General features: G+C 25.1%; 17 protein-coding genes and 1 tRNA gene. 4 read left to right on the top strand and 14 right to left on the bottom strand.

From position 1 onward, the window contains the following. Positions 1-2: 2 nt before the first annotated feature. A complete protein-coding gene (locus BBP_RS01635) occupies positions 3-341 on the top strand; it encodes a histidine triad nucleotide-binding protein (RefSeq protein ID WP_011091450.1) in 339 nt (112 codons plus the stop codon). Positions 342-574: 233 nt separating this feature from the next. Further along, on the top strand, positions 575-994 hold the full coding sequence (locus BBP_RS01640) for a hypothetical protein (protein WP_148140861.1): 420 nt from the start codon (positions 575-577) through the stop codon (positions 992-994). A 257-nt stretch (positions 995-1,251) separates the two neighbouring features. Here BBP_RS01640 and asnS read toward each other — a convergent pair whose 3' ends face one another. The 4 genes from asnS to BBP_RS01660 form a co-directional block, all read right to left on the bottom strand. Beyond that, positions 1,252-2,652 (bottom strand): asparagine--tRNA ligase, encoded by a 1,401-nt coding sequence (gene asnS, locus BBP_RS01645; protein WP_011091451.1) that lies wholly within the window; start codon positions 2,650-2,652, stop codon positions 1,252-1,254. 1,103 nt (positions 2,653-3,755) lie between these two features. Next, entirely contained in the window at positions 3,756-4,694 is a 939-nt protein-coding gene (locus BBP_RS01650; RefSeq protein WP_011091452.1) for a rhodanese-related sulfurtransferase, read from the bottom strand. Positions 4,695-4,774: 80 nt separating this feature from the next. Beyond that, the gene (locus BBP_RS01655) at positions 4,775-7,642 is read right to left on the bottom strand and encodes a valine--tRNA ligase (RefSeq protein WP_044010633.1); all 2,868 of its coding nucleotides are present in this window, start codon (positions 7,640-7,642) and stop codon (positions 4,775-4,777) included. A gap of 77 nt (positions 7,643-7,719) precedes the next feature. After that, the gene (locus tag BBP_RS01660; RefSeq protein ID WP_011091454.1) at positions 7,720-9,225 is read right to left on the bottom strand and encodes a leucyl aminopeptidase; all 1,506 of its coding nucleotides are present in this window, start codon (positions 9,223-9,225) and stop codon (positions 7,720-7,722) included. 476 nt (positions 9,226-9,701) lie between these two features. Here BBP_RS01660 and argF point away from each other — a divergent pair, with 476 nt between their 5' ends. Next, complete coding sequence (gene argF, locus BBP_RS01665) at positions 9,702-10,721, top strand: ornithine carbamoyltransferase (RefSeq protein WP_011091455.1); 1,020 nt, start codon at positions 9,702-9,704, stop codon at positions 10,719-10,721. An 899-nt stretch (positions 10,722-11,620) separates the two neighbouring features. Further along, positions 11,621-12,001 (top strand): Rid family detoxifying hydrolase, encoded by a 381-nt coding sequence (locus tag BBP_RS01670; RefSeq protein WP_011091456.1) that lies wholly within the window; start codon positions 11,621-11,623, stop codon positions 11,999-12,001. A 152-nt stretch (positions 12,002-12,153) separates the two neighbouring features. Here BBP_RS01670 and BBP_RS01675 read toward each other — a convergent pair whose 3' ends face one another. The 10 genes from BBP_RS01675 to glmM all read right to left on the bottom strand — a co-directional run bounded on the left by BBP_RS01675 (position 12,154) and on the right by glmM (position 24,933). Further along, positions 12,154-13,962: a DEAD/DEAH box helicase gene (locus tag BBP_RS01675; RefSeq protein WP_011091457.1), complete on the bottom strand. Its 1,809-nt coding sequence runs from the start codon at positions 13,960-13,962 to the stop codon at positions 12,154-12,156. A gap of 530 nt (positions 13,963-14,492) precedes the next feature. Then, on the bottom strand, positions 14,493-16,574 hold the full coding sequence (pnp, locus tag BBP_RS01680; protein ID WP_011091458.1) for a polyribonucleotide nucleotidyltransferase: 2,082 nt from the start codon (positions 16,572-16,574) through the stop codon (positions 14,493-14,495). A gap of 240 nt (positions 16,575-16,814) precedes the next feature. Continuing rightward, positions 16,815-17,084 carry a 30S ribosomal protein S15 gene (gene rpsO / locus BBP_RS01685; protein ID WP_011091459.1) on the bottom strand — a complete coding sequence of 90 codons (270 nt, stop codon included), beginning with the start codon at positions 17,082-17,084 and terminating at the stop codon, positions 16,815-16,817. Between the two features lie 131 nt (positions 17,085-17,215). After that, a complete protein-coding gene (gene truB / locus BBP_RS01690) occupies positions 17,216-18,124 on the bottom strand; it encodes a tRNA pseudouridine(55) synthase TruB (RefSeq protein WP_011091460.1) in 909 nt (302 codons plus the stop codon). Positions 18,125-18,156: 32 nt separating this feature from the next. Then, entirely contained in the window at positions 18,157-18,516 is a 360-nt protein-coding gene (gene rbfA / locus BBP_RS01695) for a 30S ribosome-binding factor RbfA (RefSeq protein WP_044010545.1), read from the bottom strand. Between the two features lie 51 nt (positions 18,517-18,567). Beyond that, complete coding sequence (infB, locus tag BBP_RS01700; RefSeq protein ID WP_011091462.1) at positions 18,568-21,198, bottom strand: translation initiation factor IF-2; 2,631 nt, start codon at positions 21,196-21,198, stop codon at positions 18,568-18,570. 14 nt (positions 21,199-21,212) lie between these two features. Continuing rightward, the gene (gene nusA / locus BBP_RS01705; protein WP_011091463.1) at positions 21,213-22,706 is read right to left on the bottom strand and encodes a transcription termination factor NusA; all 1,494 of its coding nucleotides are present in this window, start codon (positions 22,704-22,706) and stop codon (positions 21,213-21,215) included. A gap of 242 nt (positions 22,707-22,948) precedes the next feature. Continuing rightward, positions 22,949-23,034 (bottom strand) — tRNA-Leu (locus tag BBP_RS01710). 26 nt (positions 23,035-23,060) lie between these two features. Beyond that, complete coding sequence (locus tag BBP_RS01715; RefSeq protein WP_044010547.1) at positions 23,061-23,348, bottom strand: hypothetical protein; 288 nt, start codon at positions 23,346-23,348, stop codon at positions 23,061-23,063. A gap of 223 nt (positions 23,349-23,571) precedes the next feature. Then, positions 23,572-24,933: a phosphoglucosamine mutase gene (gene glmM / locus BBP_RS01720; RefSeq protein ID WP_011091464.1), complete on the bottom strand. Its 1,362-nt coding sequence runs from the start codon at positions 24,931-24,933 to the stop codon at positions 23,572-23,574. Positions 24,934-25,168 lie beyond the last annotated feature (235 nt).

Here is a 25,168-nt window from a genome sequence, read left to right on the forward strand (position 1 = left end):
CTATGTGCCAAAATATTTTCCAAAAAATAATTAAGGGTATAATACCGTCTAAAATAATTTATCAAGACAAAGAAATTACAGCTTTCCATGATATTAATCCGATAGCTCCAATACATATATTAGTTGTCCCAAATTTATTAATAAAATCTTTAAATGAAATTAATGAAAATAATAAACATATCTTAGGAAATATGTTATATATTTCTATAAAAATTGCTAAAAAATTTAAAATTGATAAAAATGGTTATCGTTTAATTATAAATTGTAATCAACATGGAAGACAAGAAATACAACATTTACATTTACACTTATTAGGAGGAAAAAAATTGAATAAAATTTAATCATAATAAATCTTAAACATCGCTTCTAAAATTATAACAAGGTATATAAATAAAAAAAATTGTACATATTATTTATATTTTTAATAACATTTATACTAAAAAACAATTACAATACATTTTTAATAAAACCGCAAAAAAAATTAAATATATCTCAAAAAAAATCTATTCTTGTACTAAAAAAATACATAGAATTCTCTATTTTAGAACATACCCTAAAATATCAAGTAAATAATATGATAAAAAACGTTGCATTTCCGTTATTAAAAAATAAAACTCTATATATATGTGACATACAAAATAACACAAATAATAATCTAAATGTTATAAAAACAAAAAATATACTTATTAAAATATTTAACCAAAAACATGGAATGTTTTCTATAATACAAAACAAAAATATACAAAAAATAAAAAAAAAATTAAATATATCACCAAAAGATACACTCGTTAACTGTAATAAAGCACTATTAATATCTAAAAAAGCTCATGCTAATTATTTATTGTTTAGTTCGACTAAATATCAACCTAGTAATAAAAAGTTATTTTTAGAAATACAATTAATCGATGTTACAACAGGGGAAATTATTTGGACATTTAACACATTAATTAAAACTATACTACGTTATGTTACACACAAAAGTATATTAAAATAAATTTTTTACATAGTTCATAAATAAAAACATAAAATATTTATGACATTAAATCATATCTCTATATTTTTCTGCATATAAATCTAAATAATGTAAAAATATAGTAAACGTAAAATCATATAATTTTAAAACTATAAAATAAAAATATTAACATAAACTATGTAATCTAACTTTAATAAAATATTATCTATTAAAATCTTCTATACATTTAAATACCAATACAACCCTTATAAATAGAAATCCTAAGCAGATAAATTTTTCTAAAAATCAGCTTTATAAGCTGTTCTAGGAAACGGGCATACATCTCGTATATTCTTTATTCCTAATATATATGATAATAAACGCTCAAATCCTAATCCAAAGCCAGAATGAGGTATTGTTCCATATTTACGCAAATCTCTATACCACCAATAATCTTCTTTATTCAAATTTAATTCAAAAAACCTTCGATCCAATACATTTAAACGTTCTTCTCGCTCTGAACCTCCTATTATTTCTCCTACACCAGGTACTAATACATCCATAGCTGATACTGTTTTGTTATCGTCATTCACTCTCATGTAAAAAGCTTTTAGCGATTTTGGATAATTAGTAATCACTAATGGAAATTTAAAATATTCTTCAACTAAAAAACGCTCATGATCAGATGACAATTCCATACCAATAAACATAACTTTATGATCAAAACGATTAGATTTAATTAAAATGTTTATTGCTTCTTTATATTCTATTTGAAAAAATTGTTTCGAAGAAAAATCTTTCAAACGACAAAAAATTTTTTCATCTACATTTTCTCTAAAAAAGTTAATATCAATTACGCATTTATCCAATATGATGCCAATTGCATACTTCAACATATTCTCGGAAAATTTTATGATATCGCATAAATTTGAAAACGCAGTTTCTACTTCCAACATCCAAAATTCAGACAAATGTCTTCTAGTATTCGAATTTTCAGCTCTAAATATAGGACCAAAAGAGTAAACTTTTGATAAAGAACAAGCATATGTTTCCAGAGTTAATTGTCCTGATACAGTTAAAAAAGCTTCCTTTCCAAAAAAATCTTTTTTAAAATTAATCTTTCCATTTTTATTTTTAGGTATATTGTTAAGGTCTAATATAGAAACTTTAAACATATCTCCTGCACCTTCAGAATTTAATCCAGTGATAATAGGAGATGGAATCCAATAATAACCATTTTTAAAAAGAAATTCATGTAATGCATTAAATAAATAATTTCTTACTCTCGAAACAGCACCAAAAAAATTTGTTCTAGATCTTAAATGAGGAACATTCCTTAAATGTTTCATTGTATGATATTTAGATGAAATAGGATAACTACCAGGATTATTAATTATACCAATAACTTTAACTACTTTTGCTTGAATTTCATATTTTTGTTTTGTTCCAATAGATGATATTAACACTCCAAAAACATTTATCGAACACCCGACAGATAACTTTGAAATTTCACTATCATAATTTGACAAAATATCTTTTACTACTACTTGCATAGTATATAAACACGACCCATCATAAAGATCAATAAATAATAAACCTAACTTTGACCTTCTTCTGTTTCTAACCCAGCCCTGAATATTAATTTTACTATTTAATTTGATCTTATTTAAGTATATATCAAATATAGAAACCGTTTTCATAGTATTACCTTAAGTTATTTTAACTATTATCAAAATAACTATATAAAAATGTATAATATTTATTATAAATAAAACAATACTTGGAATATTATTGCACTATTTCCGTTGTTACTATTACTATTACTATGGTAAATTCTATTATTTTTATTTAACTAATTAATTTAAATAAGTTAAATAATCTTATAAAATACAAATCAACAATATTCTTTTGAATCTAATATTAATACTATTGATTCTGATATTTTTTAAAATGTTTAAAAATTAATAATAAATTAACTGTTATATGCTATCAATAAAAATACTATACTCCCTAAACAACCGAAAAAATAAAATAAAAAAAATTATATTGTTTTACTTTACTAAAATAAATTTATTTTCAAAAATAAAAAATATATAAAAATTATTTAAAAAAACAAAATTTTTTAATAAAAAAGATTTTTTAAAAAATAAATCATTAATCATCTAGAATAATTAAAAACATTATCATTGCGCATATAAACTATAAAAGTTATATATTTTTAATTTTAATTATTCTTAGTTAATTTTAATATCTAAATTTTTATTAAATAATATATAACATGTTTATAATAAAATAATGATATTAAAAACTATAAATTACATAACGTTTCATGAATTAATTAAAACTAAGGAGATAACAAATATTAATTTTAATAATAACTAAATTAATAAAAACATGAGTGTATAGATACAGTTTAATCTTTCGATAGATCTTTAAATAAATTTAATGTTGTACAATTAAAATTTTTAAAAAATAAAAACTTTCTATTTTCAGCTAATTTATTTAATGGTAACTTGAACACCATTTTATAAATAAAAATTAAAATTTTTACGAATACTACTATTCAAAAAATCAATATATTTGAAATATTTAATAAACTATTAAAGAGTTAAATTTTTATTAAAAAACGTAAAATATATTTTACATTTCTACAGTTTAATCATGTATTTCTGTAATTATTGATAACTAAAATTAATATTAATTTATGTTAACTGTGTATCTTTTGTACTAAATAATTTTTATATTATTACGAAAACATGATAGCATATATCCGCCCTTCGAATAAAAACGTTTTGAAACAAAACTATTTTAATAAAGTCTTAAAGCAATGTTCAGAACAACAATTATGAAACTTTTTACGACAAAAATTACATTGAATAAATAAATTGTGACAACGACTATTAAAACAATTTACATATGTATCACACAAATTCTCGCATTGATCACACTTACTTAGAACATCTTTCGATACAACTTCGCTCATTCTTTCATCAAATACAAAATTTTTGCCTCTAAATTTAACCAATAAGTTTTCTATTCTAGCATCACGAACATATTTAATAATACCTCCTTTAATTTGATAAACATTTTTAAACCCATTATATTTTATCCAAGCTGTTGCTTTTTCGCAACGAATTCCACCTGTACAATACATTATAATATCCCTATTTTTATAATGTTTTAAAAAATCAACAATATGAAACAGTTGTTCTCTAAAAGTATTTACTGGAACATTTATAGCACTATCAAAATGACCAATTTTATATTCATAATGATTACGCATGTCTACTAATACAGAATTTTTATTTTCTAACATGTTATTTACGTCTTTAGCTGATAAATATGTTCCAACATTATTGGGATCGAAAAAATCAATAGGCAAATTATCAAATAGAATTTTTTTTCTGACTTTCATACGCAAAACCCAAAAAGACTCTCTATTATCTAATGCTAAATTAACATTTATATCTTTTAATACGGCGAAAGACGTTGTAATAATATTAATTGCTTTATGATATATCTTTTTTGGAATGCTAATTTGAGCATTAATACCTTCATTAGCAATATATACTCTTCCAAAAATATTAAATTTGAAAAACATCCTATACAATGAGTTTCGAAATTTGATAGGTTCATGAATGAATATATATTTATAAAAAGAAACTGTAACTCGATTAATATTATCAAAAATTGCAGCGTTTCTTAATTTAATTCTAGGATGTTTGTTATATAAATAGAGCATAAAATTTACCTGAAAACATAACGATTGTTTAATAAATAATTAAAATGTAAAATAAACGATATTTATTTAAATTTATTATTTTAGTCTCTTAACATTGTAAGTTTTTTATGACATAATTGAGTTTTATGTTCTATATAAATTTGTAATTGATTTTTATATTTTTTCACAACATGTATAGGAGCTTTACCAATAAATTCTTCATTGCTAAGTCTTTGTTGCAATTTATTAATAGCTAACTGAATTTTAGATATTTCTTTATTTAAGTTTTTTAATTCCTTTTCTTTAGGAAAAATCTTTGAATAAGGGATTAATAGCTCAGCACCAAGAACAATATAAGATTTAAAAAACAACATTGAATCTACATTAGATAAAATAATACTTACGTTGTCTAAATAAGCTATTTTTTTGATGTAATCTTTATGTTCTTCTATTAATTTATGTATTTTAGAACTAACATTTTTAAAAGATATAGAAATTAATGTTGTATGAGAAATTTTTAAATCCATCCGAAAACTTCTTATTATTATAAATATATTTTTAATCCAATCCATATCTTCCAAAATAGTTTTATTAACCAACTTTACATCATACTTTGGAAATGATTGTAACATAATAGTATTTTTATCATTTTTCTTAACAAAAACTTGTAATTTTTGCCAAATTTCTTCGGTAATAAACGGAATGATTGGATGTGCTAAACGTAAGACAGAATCTAAAATATAAACTAAAGTACACCTAGTACTCTTTAATTCTAACATAGAACATGAGTTAATAAACGATTTTACTAATTCTATATAAAAATCGCAAAATTTATTCCAAACAAACTCGTATAATACGTTAGCCGCAATATCGAACCTATAATTATCTAGTGCAGTTCTATAACGTTTTACTAAATTATGAAATTCTGCTACAATCCACCGATCAGATAACGACATTGGTTTTATCAAAATTAATTTTACAGGTTCTACTTCATGAGTTAAATTCATTAATATAAATCGACTAGCATTCCACAACTTATTACAAAAATTTCGATATCCATATAGACGATTTATATTCCATTTTATATATCTCGTAGGAGTTGACAAAGCTGCGCAAGTAAATCTTAAAGCATCTACCCCAGAAGAATTAATACCATTAGGATACAAACTTTGAATTTGTGTTATTATTTTTTTGGAGTGTGTTGAAAAAACTGTACTTTTTATTCTTTTTTGAATTAATGCATCTAAAGAAATACCATCAATCATATCTAATGGATCTACTACATTTCCTTTAGATTTTGACATTTTTTTACCATGTTCATCACAAATTAAACCAGTAATATATACTTTTTTAAATGGAACTCTCCCATTACCATTATGATCTTTAATAAGATGCATACTTAACATGATCATTCGGGCTATCCAAAAAAAAATAATATCAAAACCACTTACAACTACATCAGTAGAATAAAAATTTTTAAATAAATCTTTATTATTAGGCCAACCTAATGAGGAAAACATCCACAAACTAGAAGAAAACCATGTATCTAAAACATCAGTTTCTTGAATTAAAAATATATCATCAGAAATGTGATATTTTTCTCTAATGTGCTTTTCGTCTAATCCAACATAAATATTATTTTTTTTATCATACCAAATAGGCATACGATGACCCCATAATAACTGCCGAGAAATACACCAATCTTTAATATTATTCATCCAAGAATAATAAATTTTTTCATATTTTTTAGGTATAAAAATAATTTTTCCACTTTTTACAGCTTCAACTGCTATTTTTGCTAATGGCTCAACACGTAAATACCATTGATCGGTTAATAATGGTTCAATAACAGATCCACTACGCTCTCCATATGGTATGGCTAAATTATGTTTTTGAATTTTTATGAGTAATTTTAGAGCAATTAATTCCTTAACAATTATTTTTCTCGCTATAAAACGATCTAAATGATGAAATCTAAGCGGTACATTTTGTTTGTAAATGCAAGATTTTTCCCCAGAAATATCATATTCTTCAATTACATCAGTAATTTTTCCATTTCGAGTAAAAACGTTGATTATAGATAAATTATGTCGCATAGCTATTTCATAATCGTTAAAATCATGAGCAGGAGTAATTTTAACACATCCCGTTCCCTTATTTACATCTACAAACTCATCACTTATTATTGGAATAATTCTATTGATAATAGGTACTAACGCATAACAACCTATATATTTTTTATAGCGAGAATCATTTGGGTGTACAGCTATAGCTGTATCACCAAATAACGTTTCAGGACGAGTAGTAGCTATGACTAGATAGTATTCTTGACTAATTTTAATTGAATGATTTTTTACTAAATAATATTTTATATACCACATATTTCCAATTACATTTCTATTTTTTACTTCTAAATCAGAAATTACAGTCTTTAAAACAGGATCCCAATTTACTAATTTTTTTCGCTTATATATTAAACATTCATCGTATAATGTCATAAATACTTTTCTAACAGCAAACGATATTTGAGGATCTAACGTAAATTTTTCATGTGTCCAATCTACAGAAATACCTAATCTTCGCATTTGACTAGTAATAACATTTTTAGATGTATTCTTCCATTTCCAGATTCTTTCTAGAAATTCTTTTTTTCCCAACTGTTGAACAGTTTTATTTTCTTCCTTTAAAATTTTCTTTTCAACTACTATTTGAGTTGCAATACCTGCATGATCAGTCCCTACTTGCCAAAAAGTATTTTTTCCTATCATACGATTATATCGTATTAAAATATCCATAATAGTTTGTTGAAACGCATGCCCTATATGTAAATTTCCAGTAATATTAGGTGGAGGCATCACTATACAAAAATTAGGTTTACCTTTGTTGTTTTGAGGCTTAAAGTAACCGTTTTTTTCCCAAAATTCATATAAACTTTTTTCCATTCTTAATGGATCAAAATATTTTTTTATCATGAGATGTACACATTACATATAATAATCTTTATCTAAAATAAAATTATTGAATATTAATATTTTTATCATATTAATTATTTATATAATTTATTTAGCAAAAATTGAGTTAATAAATTAATTGGACGACCTGTAGAACCCTTATTTTTTCCTGATATCCATGCAGTACCAGCAACATCTAGGTGAGCCCATGCATATTTTTGAGAAAATTTGGATAAAAAACATGCTGCAGTGATCATTCCTGCTGAATTTGTTCCAACATTAGCCATATCAGCAACATTAGAATCTAAATCTTTATAGTACTCTTCAAATAAAGGCATTCTCCATATTAAATCTCTTGTTTGCTTACTAGCTTTTTGTAAATCTTTTGCTAAAATATCATTATTAGACAACAAACCAGTAGTATGATGTCCTAACGCAACAACACAAGCACCTGTTAATGTAGCAATATCAATAACTACTTCAGGACTAAAACGTTCTACATAAGTTAATACATCACATAATATTAATCTTCCTTCAGCATCAGTATTTAATATCTCTACCGTTTTTCCAGACATTGTAGTTAATATATCACCGGGACGAAATGACATACTACTTACCATATTTTCAGAACCAGCTAAAATTCCTATAATGTTTAACGGTAATTTTAAGTCAGAAATAATAGACATTAAACCAAATACTATTGCTGCTCCTGACATATCAAATTTCATTTCATCTAAATCACGAGAAGTCTTTATAGAAATACCTCCAGAATCAAAAGTTACTCCTTTTCCTATAAGTATAATGTTTTTACATTGACTAAACGAAATTCCATGATACTTTATAATAGACATTAACGATTTGTTTTTAGAACCTTTTCCAACAGACAAATAAGCATTCATGCCTAATTTGTTCATATCTATATCATTTATAATTTCAACATCAATAAGGTCAGGATAATATTGCGACAATTTCATAGCTTGATCAGCTAAATACGATGAATTACAAATATTAGGTGGCATATTAGAAAGATCTCTAGCAATTTTTTTTCCTTTTGAAATAGCATATCCATGTTGTATAGCATTATTTCCACTATTGATCTCATCATGATCAGATAAATAAAAGTAAATATCTTCTAATGAAATTTTAAATTTATTTTTATTATTAGATGTTTTAAAATTCTTAAAGGAATATAAATTGTCTTGAATTTCGGATACAGCATGTCTAATTTTCCAATAAGTATTAATATTCTTAATATGAAAATCAGTAACAAAATATATTAAAGCCTTAACAGATAATTTTTTAATTATATTTATACTAGTTTTAAATAATTTTTGATATAAATTAATATTAAAACGTTCTTTTTTTCCACATCCCAAAAATAAAATTTTTAACTTTTGAAAGTTAGGAATTGAATGCAATAATAAAGATTCGTTAATTTGTCCACTAATTTCATTATCTTTAATTAATCGACTAACATAACCATCAGAACCCGAATCAATTACTTTTACTGATTCACATAGCTGAAGATCATCAAAAATTCCAAAAACTAAACAGTCGCTATATTTTTTTTTAAAAAAATTTGTACTAATATGATATCGCATATTATCCTCATACTTTTATACTTGTAAAAATCACTTAGCAATATTAAGAAATAAATTTTAAAAAATATTTTATAATTCTACGAAAAATATAAACACACTATATTTAATAATATTATTTTAAAAAATTTATAACACACAATATATTTATGTGTACAAACGTTTAATTTATCATTTTTTAATGTTTTAAAATACTATAATTTATTTATTATACAAAAGTCCATATACAAAATTTAAATTTGCTAATTTGTTCATAAATGATAGTATATTAATATTACTAATATTAAGTCTATTTAAAATAAATAAACTATTTTATATTAATTAATATTAATCGGTGTTTCTGAACATGATACAAAAAATTTTGTTTTCATTGTATAATACCAAAATTAGTACTATAAAAATATTTAAAATTTGTTCAATAAAATTACTAAAAAAGTTGTACATATTAAAAATGTCAAAATTTTATTCTGGTATAAAACATGAATGCATTATATAAAAAAAATTTTTTAAAACTGTCAGATTTTACTAGTTTAGATATTAGAAATATTATAAATATTGCTTGTATTCTAAAATACCAAAAAAAAAATAAAAATGAATTTCCTTATTTAAAAAATAAAAATATTGTATTAATTTTTGAAAAACAATCAACTAGAACAAGATGTGCATTTGAAATTGCTTCATTTGACCAAGGAGCACAAGTAACATATTTAGGGCCAGGTAGCACTCATTTAGGATATAAAGAATCAATACAAGACACTGCTAGAGTATTAAGTAGTATATACGATGGAATACAATATCGTGGACACAACCATGAAACCATAAAAAACTTAGCAAAATATTCTAATGTTCCAGTTTGGAACGGATTAACAGAAAAATTTCATCCAACACAAATACTAGCAGACTTATTAACTATTTATGAAACATTACCAGAAAAATCATTTTGCAACATTAAATGCGCTTATGTTGGAGATGCTAGAAATAATATAAGTAATACTTTACTAGAAGCTTCCTCTTTATTAGGTTTAAATCTTTGTTTAGTCGCACCTAAATGTTTTTGGCCAAACTATGATTTCTTCTTAAAATGTCAATTAAAAGCAAAAAAAAATCATGGAAATATTATCTGTACCGAAGATATTCAGAAAGGTGTTCGAGGTGCTGATTTTATTTACACCGATGTTTGGGTGTCTATGGGAGAACCCAAAAAAACATGGCATAATCGCATAAAACTACTAAAAAAATATCAAGTAAATTTAAAAATGCTGTTATTAACTCAAAATAAAAAAATAAAAGTATTACATTGTTTACCATCCTTTCATGACAAAAATACAATTGTAGGTGAAGAAATAATTAATAAACATAATTTAGATAATGGAATTGAAATAACAAACCAAGTATTTAACTCGCAATCTGATGTAATTTTTAGACAATCCGAAAATAGATTACACACAATTAAAGCACTACTATTATCAACTCTTTTAAAAGAATTTCCTTATATCTAAAATAAATTATCAAAATAATATTAATGTAATCTATTTTAAAAAACTATTTATATGTATAAAATTTTAGAATAATAAGAATAAATTATATTCTATTAATTTAAAAAACAGAAAAATTAAGTTAATGAAAATTACTGAATTATATTTTAAAATATACTCTAACCTCATTATATTTAAAATGATTTTACATTAAAGTTAAATACTACCAATAACCTACACAACTTAAAGTTATAAAAAAATAAAATAATTTTAATTTTTTGTAACTTTAAAAAAAATTGATTTTTAAAATTTAAATGTACCATAATTAAAAAATACAAAAACGTTAAATAATTTATATTCTAAAAAAAAATAATCCTGAATACTCAAAACCTACTAATTATTCTATACGATCTCATTTAAATTACTGAATATTAATGTAATATTACTTTTAATTTTCGTTTACTACACGCACAAAATATATCCAAACTTAATTAATACATACTTACCTCACTAAACACGAAAATTATTTTAAATCCTTATAAATAATAATAATGTTAAACATAAATAATATCTAACTAAGACAAATTACTTATATCATTACAATATGACATATATTATATATAGCGTACTATATTTATTGACTATTAAACTTATTACATCTTTGTGCTATTTACTTCAAATTATTTAATGTACTAATATATAAATATTTTAAACAAAATTTATATTAATAATAAATATAAAAATATCTTTTAATTTTTAATCTCATATAATTATAATACTATATATTCATCATGTATAATAAAGTAAAATTAAAATTAATATATAACTTATTTTATAACGTTTCTTTAAATTTAAATATAATAACATCTATTGCTTATACTGTTATTATATGTTATTCAAATAACATATTTTAGGAAATTATCGTGATTAAAGAAATACATACACATAAATCTCCAAAACCTATTGGCCCCTATTCACAAGCAATACAAATAAAAAATTTTACTTTTTTATCAGGGCAAATCTCTCAGACAGATAATATTAATACAAATATTTCTTTCCAAACACAATCAATACTTCAAAATATTAATTATATTTTAGAATCAAAAGAAATGAATGTTGGTAATATTGTAAAAACGACTATATTTATTACCAATTTAAATGACCTCACTATCGTTAATGATGTATACCAAAAATTTTTTCTTAAGTATACTAAAACATTTCCAGCACGATCATGTGTTGAAGTATCTAAATTACCTAAAAATGCAAAAATTGAAATTGACGCAATTGCCTACAAAAATAAATAAAAATTTACTGTTTAGAAAAAAACAAAGGCAAAGAAAGAGTTCTTTGCCTTACCCTTTAATTGCTTTAATAATATTCATGCAATAAAAGTCTTCTTTATAAAAGAGACATTTGAAATGTTACAATTATTAAATAATGAACTTATTATAAGTTTTTATACACTTCTACGACGATTACAAGAAATATTAGTCTTAATTTTTTTTCGTACCCCACTAGAAACAAATTTTTTATTATTCATTTTTTTAGAACGTAATTTATTACTATTATATACCTTTACATCTTTAATATCATTATAATTACCTTTAAAATTTGAATTATACAACAATTTTATATTAATAAATTTATTAAGAATTTTAGTACGAATAAATGTCTTAGGCAAAGTATTAGATAAACCTTTTGGTAATTCAATTGTTGAATAATTAGAAAATAACCGAACGTTTCCAATCTTTCGACTACTTATATCACCTTCATTAGCAATTGCACCCACAATATGACGAACTTCTACTCCATCATTTCGTCCTACATCAATACGATATAAATCTACATTTTTATCTCTATTATAGCGCGATACATAATTTAAACTTTTATAATTATTATTTCGATAAGTATCCTTAATTTTTAAATGTCTAGCTCTAACTATAGACTCTGGTTTTACGATAAGAGATCTTTCACCTTGCGCCATCTTTAATAATGCAGCTGCCAATGATTCAATATCTAAAGAATTATTATTAGGTTGTAATTTTGGCAATAAACCGCGATATTCATGTAAATCTTTACTATCTAATTGTATCTGAACTTTTTGAGCAAATTTTTCGAGCCGTCGTTTACTTAAAAAATCTGATTTCGGCAAATTCACTTCTGAAATAGAAATATTCATAGCCCGTTCAATATTACGCAATAAACGTCGTTCTCTGTTTTCAACAAATAACAGCGCTTTTCCTTTTCTCCCAGCTCTGCCTGTTCTCCCAATCCTATGCACATACGATTCAGAATCCATAGGAATATCATAATTAATAACAAAACTAATTCGATCGACATCCAATCCTCGTGCAGCAACATCCGTAGCAATTAAAATATCTAATCTACCATCTTTTAATTTTTCTAATGTTTGTTCCCTAAGAGATTGATTCATATCTCCATTAAGTGCAGCACTGTTATAACCATAACGTTCTAAAACTTCAGATACTTCCAATGTAGCATTTTTAGTACGAACAAATATTATTGTAGCAGAAAAATCTTCAGCTTCTAAAAAACGAATTAATGCATCAGTTTTTTTGCCATACACCATCCAATAACTTTGTTGAATATCTGGTCTTGTAGTAATGTTTGATTGGATTCGAATTTCTTTCGGATTTTTCATAAATCTTCTAGAAATTCTCCGTATTGCTTCCGGCATAGTAGCAGAAAATAAAGCCGTTTGATGCCTATCAGGAATTTCTGTCATAATAGTTTCTACATCTTCAATAAATCCCATTCTTAACATTTCATCAGCTTCATCTAACACTAAACTATGAAGATTAGATAAACTTAATGTTCTACGTTTTAAATGATCTAATAAACGTCCTGGAGTACCAACAATAATTTGTGGACCCTTACGTAAAGATTTTAGTTGTAAATCATATCTTTGCCCTCCATATAATGCTAATACATGAACTCCTATTAACTTTTTAGAAAAATTAGAAAAAGCTTCAGCTACCTGAACAGCTAGTTCCCTAGTTGGGGTTAATACTAAAATCTGAGGAACTCTTACATCTAATTTTATGTTATGTAATAACGGCAACGCAAAAGCAGCAGTTTTTCCACTTCCTGTTTGTGCCATTCCTAATACATCCTTTCCTTTTATAAGGTAAGGAATGCAAGCAGCCTGAATAGGTGATGGTTGAACATAACCTATATCATTTAATGCAGTAATAATACACGAATTTAAACCAAAACTAGAAAATGTCATATTAGTGTGAGTCATCTAATGCGTATTACCTCTTGAGTTACACCAACCAGTGTACATTAGTTCATAATAATAATATTATTATTTTTTATTAAAAAATATAACTGATTAAAAATTAAATAATTTATTAAATAAAATGTTTAAACTGTATATCAGTTTAATTTCGAAATTTTTTTGATATTATAAGAATAATTCTAATGACAATTTTATGCAAAGACATATTTTCATAAAGTGAATTAAATTTTCAATAAATACAATAATATATATTTATTAAGTGCCATTCACGTAAAATATTTATATACAAAATTACATAGTAGATATTATATAGGATTTTACTATAACAAGATAGCTATCAATAATTTCTATCATAAAATAACTCTATAAAAAACTAATAATTAATATGATTCTTTTAAAATTTACTATTAAAAATATATCTTGTTATAATTTCATTATTAATTAGACAAATGATATATTTATGTCATATTTACATTATATAAATATACTAGCTTACATAAAAAAATATGAATTAGTATTCATAACATAAATATTTATTTCGCTCCCTTAATACTGAGTCGCAAACGACCTTGTCGGTCTACTTCTAATACTTTTACAAAAATTTCCTGATGTAAACGAAGATGATCTGAAACCTTATCTACACGTTTGTGAGCAATTTGTGAAATATGGACTAATCCTTCTTTTCCTATCCCAATAGATACAAACGCACCAAAATCTACTATTCGAGTAACCTTTCCAGTATAAACAGATCCTACTTCAACCTCTGCAGTTATTTCTTTAATTCTTTGAATAGCACATTTTGCTTTTTCTTGCATAACAGCTGAAATTTTTACTGTTCCATCATCTTCAATTTCAATTGTTGTACCAGTTTCTTCAGTTAACATTCTTATTACGGAACCGCCTTTTCCAATAACATCTTTTATTTTTTCCGGATTGATTTTAATAGTATGAATTCTAGGCGCGAAAATAGAAATATCTTTTCTAGGAACATTTAATGATTTTTTCATAATATTAAGAATATGTATTCTAGCGTTTTTTGCTTGATATAAAGCTAATTTCATAATTTCATTAGTAATACCTTTTACTTTTATGTCCATTTGCAATGCTGTAATTCCCTTTTTACTACCAGAAATTTTAAAATCCATATCACCTAAATGATCTTCATCACCTAAAATATCGGTTAAAACTACAAAATCATCTCCTTCCTTAATTAACCCCATAGCTATCCCAGCTATAGCGTTTGATATAGGAACTCCTGCATCCATGAGTGCTAATGAAGCTCCACAAACCGAAGCCATAGATGAAGAACCATTAGATTCAGTAATTTCTGATACAATCCGTATTGTATACGGAAATAAATCTAATTTAGGCATGACAGCTAATATACTTCTTTTAGCTAATTTTCCATGACCAATTTCACGACGTTTAGGTGATCCTACCATTCCAATTTCACCTACAGCATACGGAGGAAAATTATAATGAAATAAAAAATTATCAGTTTTATCACCTAACAATTCATCTAAATTCTGTGCATCTCGTGACGTTCCTAAAGTCACTGAAACTAAAGATTGCGTTTCTCCACGAGTAAATAATGCTGATCCATGCACTCTAGGAAGAACTCCTGTGCGAACATCTAAAGTTCTAATTTCATCTTTATTTCGACCGTCAATACGAATTCTATTTTTCAAAACTCTATTTCTAACTATTTTTCTTTCAATATTGCTGATAATTGACGTAATTTCAAATTCATCTATTCCAGAATATTCACTAATTATAATTTCTATTGCTTTAGATTTTATTTTATCTAATACATCTAATCTTATCACCTTGTCAAAAATATTATATGCTTTTACTATTTCTTGTTCAGAAATTTCAATAATTCTTTTTTCTAAGTCGTCATTAACAGGATATAAACACTGTTCCCATACAGGAATTTTAACTTTTTTTGCAAAATGTTCAATATTTTTAATTACTATTTTTTGTTGTTCATGTCCATAATTAATAGCATTAATAATTTGTTCTTCGGTTAACATATTTGCTTCTGCTTCAACCATTAATACAGATTCTTCTGTTCCTGATATAATTAAATCTAAAGAACTAGATTTTATTTCATTCACATTAGGATTTAATATATATTGATTGTTAATATACCCTATTCTAGCTGCACCAATAGGACCTAAAAAAGGCATACCAGATATGCTTAACGCTGCAGACGCTCCAATAATTGCTACTATATCCGGGTTTACTTGAGGATTTAAAGATACTACAGTTGCAATAATTTGAACTTCATTAAAAAACCTTTTAGGAAATAACGGACGAATAGGACGATCTATTAAGCGGGCAATTAATATTTCGTTTTCGCTGGGCCTACCCTCACGTCGAAAAAATCCTCCAGGTATACGACCTGCTGCATATGTTCTTTCTTGATAATTTACAGTCATTGGGAAAAATTTTTGTTCTGTTTGTAGTTTTTTTTGACCAACGACAGTTACAAATACTGTAGTATCGTCCATACTAGTTAATACAGCAGCAGTTGCCTGCCTTGCCATTATACCAGTTTCTAATGTAACAATATGTTGACCATATTGAAATTTACGTACAATAGGGTTTAGCAAAATAATATCCTTAATATATAAGGTTAACTTTGTTTATAAAAAAACAAAAATTAATATGTAAAATTTGTTTAAAATATGATGGATGAACAAAAAAATTTTAAAAAAAAATGAAAATAGGTATTTAAAATTGCGTTATATTTTAGCAATTAGTTATTCAAATAATTTTTTAAAAAGGGCATTTGCCCCTTTTAAAAAATTATACTTTTAACACTCTGAACTTATATAATTATATTATATACATTATCGACGCAATTTTAATTGATTAATAATATTAATATAACGAGATATATTTTCATCTTTTAAATAATTTAATAATTTTCTACGTTTCGAAACCATATTTAAAAGACCCCGACGACTGCAATGATCTTTTTTATGAAGAGAAAAATGATTTTGTAAATAATTAATTCTATTTGTTAACAAAGCTATTTGAACTTCGGATTTACCACTATCTTTACTATTAACCCCAAATTGTGTTATTATTTTGCTTTTTATATTCATATTTTCAGACATATTACACCTCACTATTTTAAAATATTCTTAGTAACACAAACTAACTGTATATTATATTTTTAATCTAATTACTATTAGTTCATAGTACTATGATATAGATATAATAGTAAATAATTTAATTTTTTAACCTATCATATGATTAAACGATAAGAATATAATTCATTAATATTATTAATTTTTCCAATTCCAATAAATCTTCTATTTATACCTTCAGTTATACGAACAAATTGATTAATAAAACCAGAATGAGTTTTTACTTTTTGTCCATTTTGAAGATTTTTAATAACATTTGGAACAATATTTACTTCTGGAAAACAAGAAATAGCATTATCTACAGATAACAAAATATGCTCAAGTACATTAATATTATATTTTACTAATTTATTTAATGTCTTTATGTCTATCATCTGGAAACTAGTATAATTACCTACTTGCAAACGACGCAAAGAAATAACGTGTGCTCCACAATTTAATTTTTCACCTACATCTTCTATTAATGTTCGAATATATGTGCCTTTAGAACAAATTATATCTAATTCTAAATACTTATGTTTATAACTATAGCCAAGAACTTTTAATTCGTAAATTATTGCGTCTCTAACCTTTCTCGATATCACAATTCCTTGTCTTGCATATTTGTACAATGCATGCCCGTGATATTTAATTGCTGAATACATTGAAGGTATTTGTTTTATCTTTCCATGAAAACTTTTTAAAACTTTCTGTAATTGTAAGTTAGTAAACGTAATTGGTCTAACATGAATTATTTGACCTTCAGAATCAGAAGTAGATGTTTTTTGCCCTAATTTTGCAATAACACGGTATCGCTTTTTGAAATTCATTAAAAATTGAGAAAATTTGGTGGCACGTCCACAACACATTGGCAACATACCAGTTGCTAATGGATCTAAAGTTCCAGTATGTCCCATCTTCTTGATTTTTAAAATTCCTTTTACTTTTTGAAGAGTTTCATGAGAAGATAAACCATATGGTTTATCTATTAAAATTATTCCATCTATACTTCTAAATTCAGAATACAATACTAACTTTCCTTCTCATATTAATTTCTAAATCATTTATTATATAATACATTGTTAATTAAATTCGTTATTTTTGTACCATTTACATATGAACTATCATGACAAAAATGTAAAGTTGGAATAATTCGTAAAAAAATACCCTTTGCTAACAAATATCTTATATGTTTAGAAGAGTTTTGTAATATTGTTAATATTTCTTTAAACGATATATTCTTATTATTTAAAATACTAACATATATTTTAGCATAACTAAAATCACGAGAAAGATTAACACTTGATACAGAAATTAAAATGTTAAACAAACGAGGATCACATAACTGATAACAGATAATCCATGAAATCTTTTTCTTTATTTCGTTCGATATTTTAAAAGAACGATTAAGTTTTTGCATATCTATAAACCTCATAAATTATACAAATAACATTATATTATGTTTAATTTTTTATTGTTTAATTTCTATTGTTTCAAATACTTCTATTATATCTTCAATACAAATATCATTAAAATTTTTCATTCCAATTCCGCATTCTACTCCGCATCGAACTTCTGAAACATCCTCCTTAAAACGGCGTAATGATATTAATTCTCCTTTATGTATAACTACATTATTTCTTAATATTTGAATAATGCTATTACGTTTAATTATACCCTCCATTACTATACATCCAGCAATAACGCCAATTTTTGGAGACTTAAATATACTTCGAACGTTAGCTAAACCAATAATTTTTTGTTGATATTTTGGAGATAACATACCACATATACAATTTTTTATTTCATCAATAATTTGATATATTACTGAATAATAACGAAAATCTACATTTTCAAACTCAATAATACGTTTTGCAGAAGAATCAGCACGCACATTAAAACCTATAATTATTGCATTCGATGCTGCTGCTAATAAAACATCAGTTTCTGTAATTCCTCCAACACCTTTTCCTATAATGTTAATCTTAATTTCATCGTTAGACAACTTTAACAAAGAATATGAAATTGCCTCTAAAGACCCTTGAACATCAGATTTTATAACGATATTCAAACTTGGATTACTACTACGTTTAACATCTTCAAAAATATCTAATGATTTTAACTGTCGTTGCTTAGACATTTTTTGTTCTTTAAACTTTTTTTGACGATATGTAGCTACTTCACGTGCTTGTTTTTCATCACGAACAACAACAATTTTATCACCAGCTAAAGGTATTCCAGATAGTCCAAGTATTTTAACTGGTATAGATGGGCCAATCGAATTAACTTCATTTTCTAAATCATCTCTAATAGAACGTACTTTTCCATATTCAAATCCACACAATACTATATCACCTTTATTTAACTTCCCTTCTTTAATTAAAATAATTGCTGTTGGACCTCTACCTTTATCAAGATACGATTCAATGACTAATCCTGAAGCCATTCCATTAGATATAGATTTCAATTCCAACATTTCTGATTGCGTCAAAATTGCGTTCAATAAACTTTCAATTCCTTCACCTGATTTAGCTGAAATGTTTACAAAAATGTTATCTCCTCCCCATTCTTCTGGAAGAATATTATATTTTGTTAATTCATTTTTAATTTTTTCTATATTTGTAATTAATTTATCTATTTTATTTATAGCAATTATTATTGGAACAGAAGCTGCCTGAGCATGTTGTATAGCTTCTATCGTTTGAGGTTTTATTCCATCATCAATTGCAATTACTAAAATAACAATGTCTGTTACTTGTGCGCCACGAGCTCGCATAGCAGTAAATGCTGAATGACCCGGGGTATCCAAAAAAGTAATGATTTTATTATTTATTTTAATATGATAAGCACCAATGTGCTGAGTAATTCTTCCTGGTTCGCTGTCAGCTACCCTCGTTAATCTAATTTTGTCTAATAATGATGTTTTTCCATGATCCACATGCCCCATTATAGTAATAATTGGAGGTCGAGTTTTTTTAATTCCATCGCCAAAATCACGATCTCTCATAATTTTATCTTCTAACTTGTTTTCATAACAAATTGTAACTTTATGACCCATTTCTTCAGCAACTAATTGTGCTATATCTTGATCAATAATTTGATTAATAGTCACTGTATAACCCAACCGTGCCATCATTTTAATTATTTCAGAGCTTTTTACCGCCATTTTATTTGCTAAATTAAATATAGAAATAGCACTACTAAGAATAATATTTCTATTAATAGCACGTAATGGCTTTTTAAATACTTGCTTTAATAAACTTTCCTTTTTGTTTTTTATACTTTTTTTATGAATGCAATTATCTAGTTTAATGTTTTTATCACTTAAGTTTTTTTCAAAAGAAAAATTATCTTTTTGATGTTTATTTCTTAATATTTTATTTCGATTACGACGATGTTTTTCTACGTTGTTATGATCACGAATGTTTTTTGAAGTTAAAAAATTAGATACTTTACGAGTATTATATTTTTCTGATAGTTTTATATAATTACTAAATTTAACTTTATTTTCTTTTTTTTCTTCTAGCACAACATTTTTAAAATTTATTTTTTTTTTAGATCCTTGTTCAACATTAAGAACGTTATCTAAATTATTTTTGTCTTCTTTTTCACTCAAAATATTTATTTTTTGTTGTTTTTTAAAATTTTTATTGAACTTTTTCCTTATTGTACAAGTGTCATTAATATTTGAGTTAATATTATCCTTAGAATGACTAACAAAAATTTTTGAATCTTCTTTTGCAGATAAAACAATTTCAGATTTATTTAAATTTATATCTTTATTTTTTTCTAAAAATGTTTTTATATCATCGTTACTTTTTGAATATCGTTTATTTTTTCTAATTTCAATAGATATACACTTATTTTTCCCTCCTGAACTAAAAATTTTTACGGTGCTACGAATTTTTCTTTTTAACATTAAAACATTTTTGTTTGAATTTTTTAGGTTTTCATTTAAATAATTCAATATAGTTAATTTTTCTAATTGAGTAATAGTGTCATATTTTGTTTTTAAAATACCAATTTTTATGCACACCTGTACTAACCTATCTACTGACATATCTACTTCATTAGCTAAGTCTTGTATATTTATCATTTCCATAACTTAATTTATTCCTATGCACTAGTTTTATTACCAAACCAACATATATTTCTAGCAGCCATAATTAACATTCCAGCAGTATTAGAATTTAAATTTTCAATATCTATCAAATCATCAATCCCCTGTTCGGCCAAATCTTCTAAACTAAAAATATTTTTTTTTGCTAATTTAAAAGCAAGTTTTTGGTTCATACCTTTTAAATTTAACAAATCTTTATGCAATTTACGTTCATTAATTACTTTTTTATTTTCTAACTCTATAGCACATAAAGCCTTTTTTGCACTTTCTCGTATAGAATATGCTAATTCTTGTGTTATAGAATTAATATTTAGTAATTCATTAAATGGAATGTAAACTAATTCTTCTATAGAAGAAAACCCTTCGTCAATTAAAATATTAGAAATTTTCTGATCAATTTTTAAATATTTTGTAAAAATATTTAAAATTTTATCTTTCTCTTCCTGATGTTTTAATTTTAAATCATCTACTGTCATTACATTTATTTCCCATCCACTTAATTGAGACGCTAAACGTACATTTTGCCCATTTCTTCCAATTGCTTGAGCTAAATTGTTAGAATCTACAGCTATATCAATAGTATGACGATCTTCATCTAATACAATAGATGAAACTTCAGCTGGAGCCATTGAATTAATAATGAATTGTGCTGAATTTTTATCCCATAATACAATGTCTATTCTCTCACCACACAATTCACTAGAAACTGCTTGAACGCGTGCACCACGCATACCTACACATGCTCCAACTGCATCAACTCTTTTATCATTACTTTTTACAGCTATTTTAGCACGTGATCCTGGATCGCGTGCTGCTGATTTTATTTCAATAATTTCTTCTCCTATTTCTGGAACTTCAATTTTAAATAATTCAATTAACATTTCTGGTTTAGATCGAGTTACAAATAATTGAGCTCCGCGAGATTCGGGGTAAATAGCATATAACACACCTCGAACACGATCACCTAATCTAAAGTTTTCTCTAGGAAGCATATCTTCTTTCAAAATCAAAGCTTCAGCATTATTACCTAAATCTAAAGTAATACTTTCTCTATTTATTTTTTTTACTATTCCTGTTAGAATCTTTCCAAAATATTTCCTAAATTGTTCTACAATCATTGCTCTTTCTGCTTCACGAACTTTTTGAACAATAACTTGTTTAGCAGTTTGTGTTGTTATTCTATCAAATGTTACAGAAATCATCTTATCTTCTATATAATCATTAACTTTTACTGTCACGTCTTCAAATTTAGCAGCTTCTAAAGTAATTTCTTTAGTTGGTTGTAATACTTGATTAACCACTAACCATCGACGAAACGTTTCAAAATTTCCATTTTTTCTATTTATTTTAACTCGTACATCAATTTCTTGATCGTATTTTTTCTTAGTAGCAATAGCTAATGCGCATTCTAATGCTTCAAAAATTTTTTCACGAGGTAACGATTTTTCATTAGAAACCGCTTCTACAACTGCTAGAATTTCTTTATTCATCTGAATTCATATCTCTTACTAGTTTCTATTAAAACTATATACTTTCGTAGGTGTTATAATTAAACTTCTTACTATTATTCAAAAATATTAAACTACAAAACTAAGCTTATTATATACACTTTCTTAAGATTATTTATAACAATAAAAATCCCCACATCTTTGGGGATTTTTATTGTTATAAATAATCTTAAGAAAGTGTATCAATACACATAATTAAAATTTTAATACAACAAAAACGTATATACCGAGGACGGGATTTGAACCCGCATACCTAAAAATAGGAACTACCCCCTCAAGATAGCGTGTTTACCAGTTTCACCACCTCGGCAATATTTGAAATAAATTTGTACTAACTTAATTAGTAGAAGAAAATATTTTTTGATCGTACGTAACAATTCTATTATTATAACTTTTATGATAATTAATATTTGATATTATTAAACTCATTAAAAAAAACAAACCAGACAGTATAGCAATAATATAAATTAGCGTATTTTGACTACTAAAAGATATAGATATTTGTTTATTACCAATAGTACTAAATGAAGAACTAGAATAACCATATATTCTGCTTTGTATCATAATTAACAAGATTAATAATATATCTATCACAACACACATTACTAAGAAAAAATTATACATGTAATTAGTCCAAATATTCTAATTATTTTATTAATCATAAAAAATTAAAATGACTATACTATTTTAAAATTAATTTTTATCTAAAAACACACTTTTTATCTATAAAAATTTAATAAAACTCAATTAGACAGACTTATGGTATAATTATTTATATTTATCAACTATAAATATCTTTAAAAAATTACTAAATACATTGCACATCTTATACAAAATAAAATTTTAATTAAAACATCGTTATTATAGAAAATCTAGATTTCTTAACCGAATTTATGACATTAATTAACATTTTCGAAAAAATATTAATCTTTTTAGAACAACATCCCTCAATCATTATTCGTATACATTTTTCTGTTCCTGATAATCTTAACATTATACGACTATATTTTCCTAAAAAATCCTTATATTTAGACAACACTGACTGAATTTTAAAATTTTTTAAAAAACTAATATCGATATTGTTTTTTATATTTATAATTATCTGAGGTAACATGTGTATATCACTACATAAAGATTTTAAAGTAGAATTCTCGTCAAAAATAATTTTTAAAATCTGTAAACTAGTAATAATACCATCACCTACTGGTGCATAGTCTAACAAAATAACATGCCCCGAACTTTCTGCACCTAATCTCCATTGCTTTTCTTTCAATTTTTTAAATATATACCTATCTCCTATATTAACAGTAATAAAGGGAATACCAATTTTTGACAATGCCAGCGATAAACCGCCATTACTCATTTTAGTTCCAACTACTCCTCCCCTTAATTTTTTATTTTTTTTGTAATTTTTTGCCAAAATATATAAAATTTGATCTCCATTAACTGAATTTCCAAAATGGTCTATCATTATCACACGATCACCATCACCATCAAAAGATATACCTAAATCAGCTTTTTCCGATAAAACTAATCTTTGTATTTCTTGTAAATCGGTAGTTCCGCATTTATCATTTATATTCAATCCATTAGGAGCAGCAGACATCAAAACAACATTTGCTCCTAACTCTCTAAAAATAATTGGAGCTAATTCATATGTTGATCCATTAGCACAATCTAACACAATCTTAAAATTGTTTAAACGAAAATTATTCGGTAACGTAGAAATACAAAAATTTATATATTTTTGCTGTAATGCTCGTTTATAACTAATATGACCTAAATCTACAAACTGTTTTAATATTATAGTCTTATTTAATTGTTTTTCTATTCGTCTTTCAAATTTAGCGGATAATTTTACACCATTTTTTACAAAAAATTTAATACCATTATCTCTAAACTGATTATGAGATGCTGATATAACTACGCCAACTTCTAAATTAAATAATTTCGTAAAATACGAAATTGCTGGAGTAGGAAGAACACCTACAGAAATAACTGAAACACCAACTAAAGATAAACCAAATTGTAATGCTTCTTCCAACATATAACTAGAAAGACGAGTATCTCTACCTATAATTATTTTTTTTACATCGTAAAAATATAAGATCTTTCCAATAACCGCACCTAATTTAAAAAAAAAATCAGCAGTAATAGGAGTTTTACCTACTACTCCTCGGATACCATCTGTGCCAAAATATTTTATCACTCTAAAACTTTTCCTTAATTTTATTTTAATGAAATCAAATCATGTTAAATAATATATAATAAATACTATTCATATATTTTTTATATGAATGCTTTAAAAATTTTTTAAAACGTTCATATGTTAAAACCTAAACTAATTATTATTTAGGCTATCCCCCATTTAAAAATTCAAGAGATAGCATAATATAACAAAACTTTATACAAAAAATTTTTATATAAAAACCAACAATACTTAA

It is taken from the genome of Buchnera aphidicola str. Bp (Baizongia pistaciae) (assembly GCF_000007725.1).
GTDB lineage: Bacteria > Pseudomonadota > Gammaproteobacteria > Enterobacterales > Enterobacteriaceae > Buchnera_B > Buchnera_B aphidicola_H.

Coding starts and splice junctions, on each gene's coding strand:
- BBP_RS01635 (WP_011091450.1), top strand. CDS start 3: ATGTGCCAAAATATTTTCCAAAAAATAATTAAGGGTATAATACCGTCT.
- BBP_RS01640 (WP_148140861.1), top strand. CDS start 575: ATGATAAAAAACGTTGCATTTCCGTTATTAAAAAATAAAACTCTATAT.
- asnS (WP_011091451.1), bottom strand. CDS start 2,652: ATGAAAACGGTTTCTATATTTGATATATACTTAAATAAGATCAAATTA.
- BBP_RS01650 (WP_011091452.1), bottom strand. CDS start 4,694: ATGCTCTATTTATATAACAAACATCCTAGAATTAAATTAAGAAACGCT.
- BBP_RS01660 (WP_011091454.1), bottom strand. CDS start 9,225: ATGCGATATCATATTAGTACAAATTTTTTTAAAAAAAAATATAGCGAC.
- argF (WP_011091455.1), top strand. CDS start 9,702: ATGAATGCATTATATAAAAAAAATTTTTTAAAACTGTCAGATTTTACT.
- BBP_RS01675 (WP_011091457.1), bottom strand. CDS start 13,962: ATGACTCACACTAATATGACATTTTCTAGTTTTGGTTTAAATTCGTGT.
- rpsO (WP_011091459.1), bottom strand. CDS start 17,084: ATGTCTGAAAATATGAATATAAAAAGCAAAATAATAACACAATTTGGG.
- rbfA (WP_044010545.1), bottom strand. CDS start 18,516: ATGCAAAAACTTAATCGTTCTTTTAAAATATCGAACGAAATAAAGAAA.
- infB (WP_011091462.1), bottom strand. CDS start 21,198: ATGGAAATGATAAATATACAAGACTTAGCTAATGAAGTAGATATGTCA.
- nusA (WP_011091463.1), bottom strand. CDS start 22,706: ATGAATAAAGAAATTCTAGCAGTTGTAGAAGCGGTTTCTAATGAAAAA.
- BBP_RS01715 (WP_044010547.1), bottom strand. CDS start 23,348: ATGTATAATTTTTTCTTAGTAATGTGTGTTGTGATAGATATATTATTA.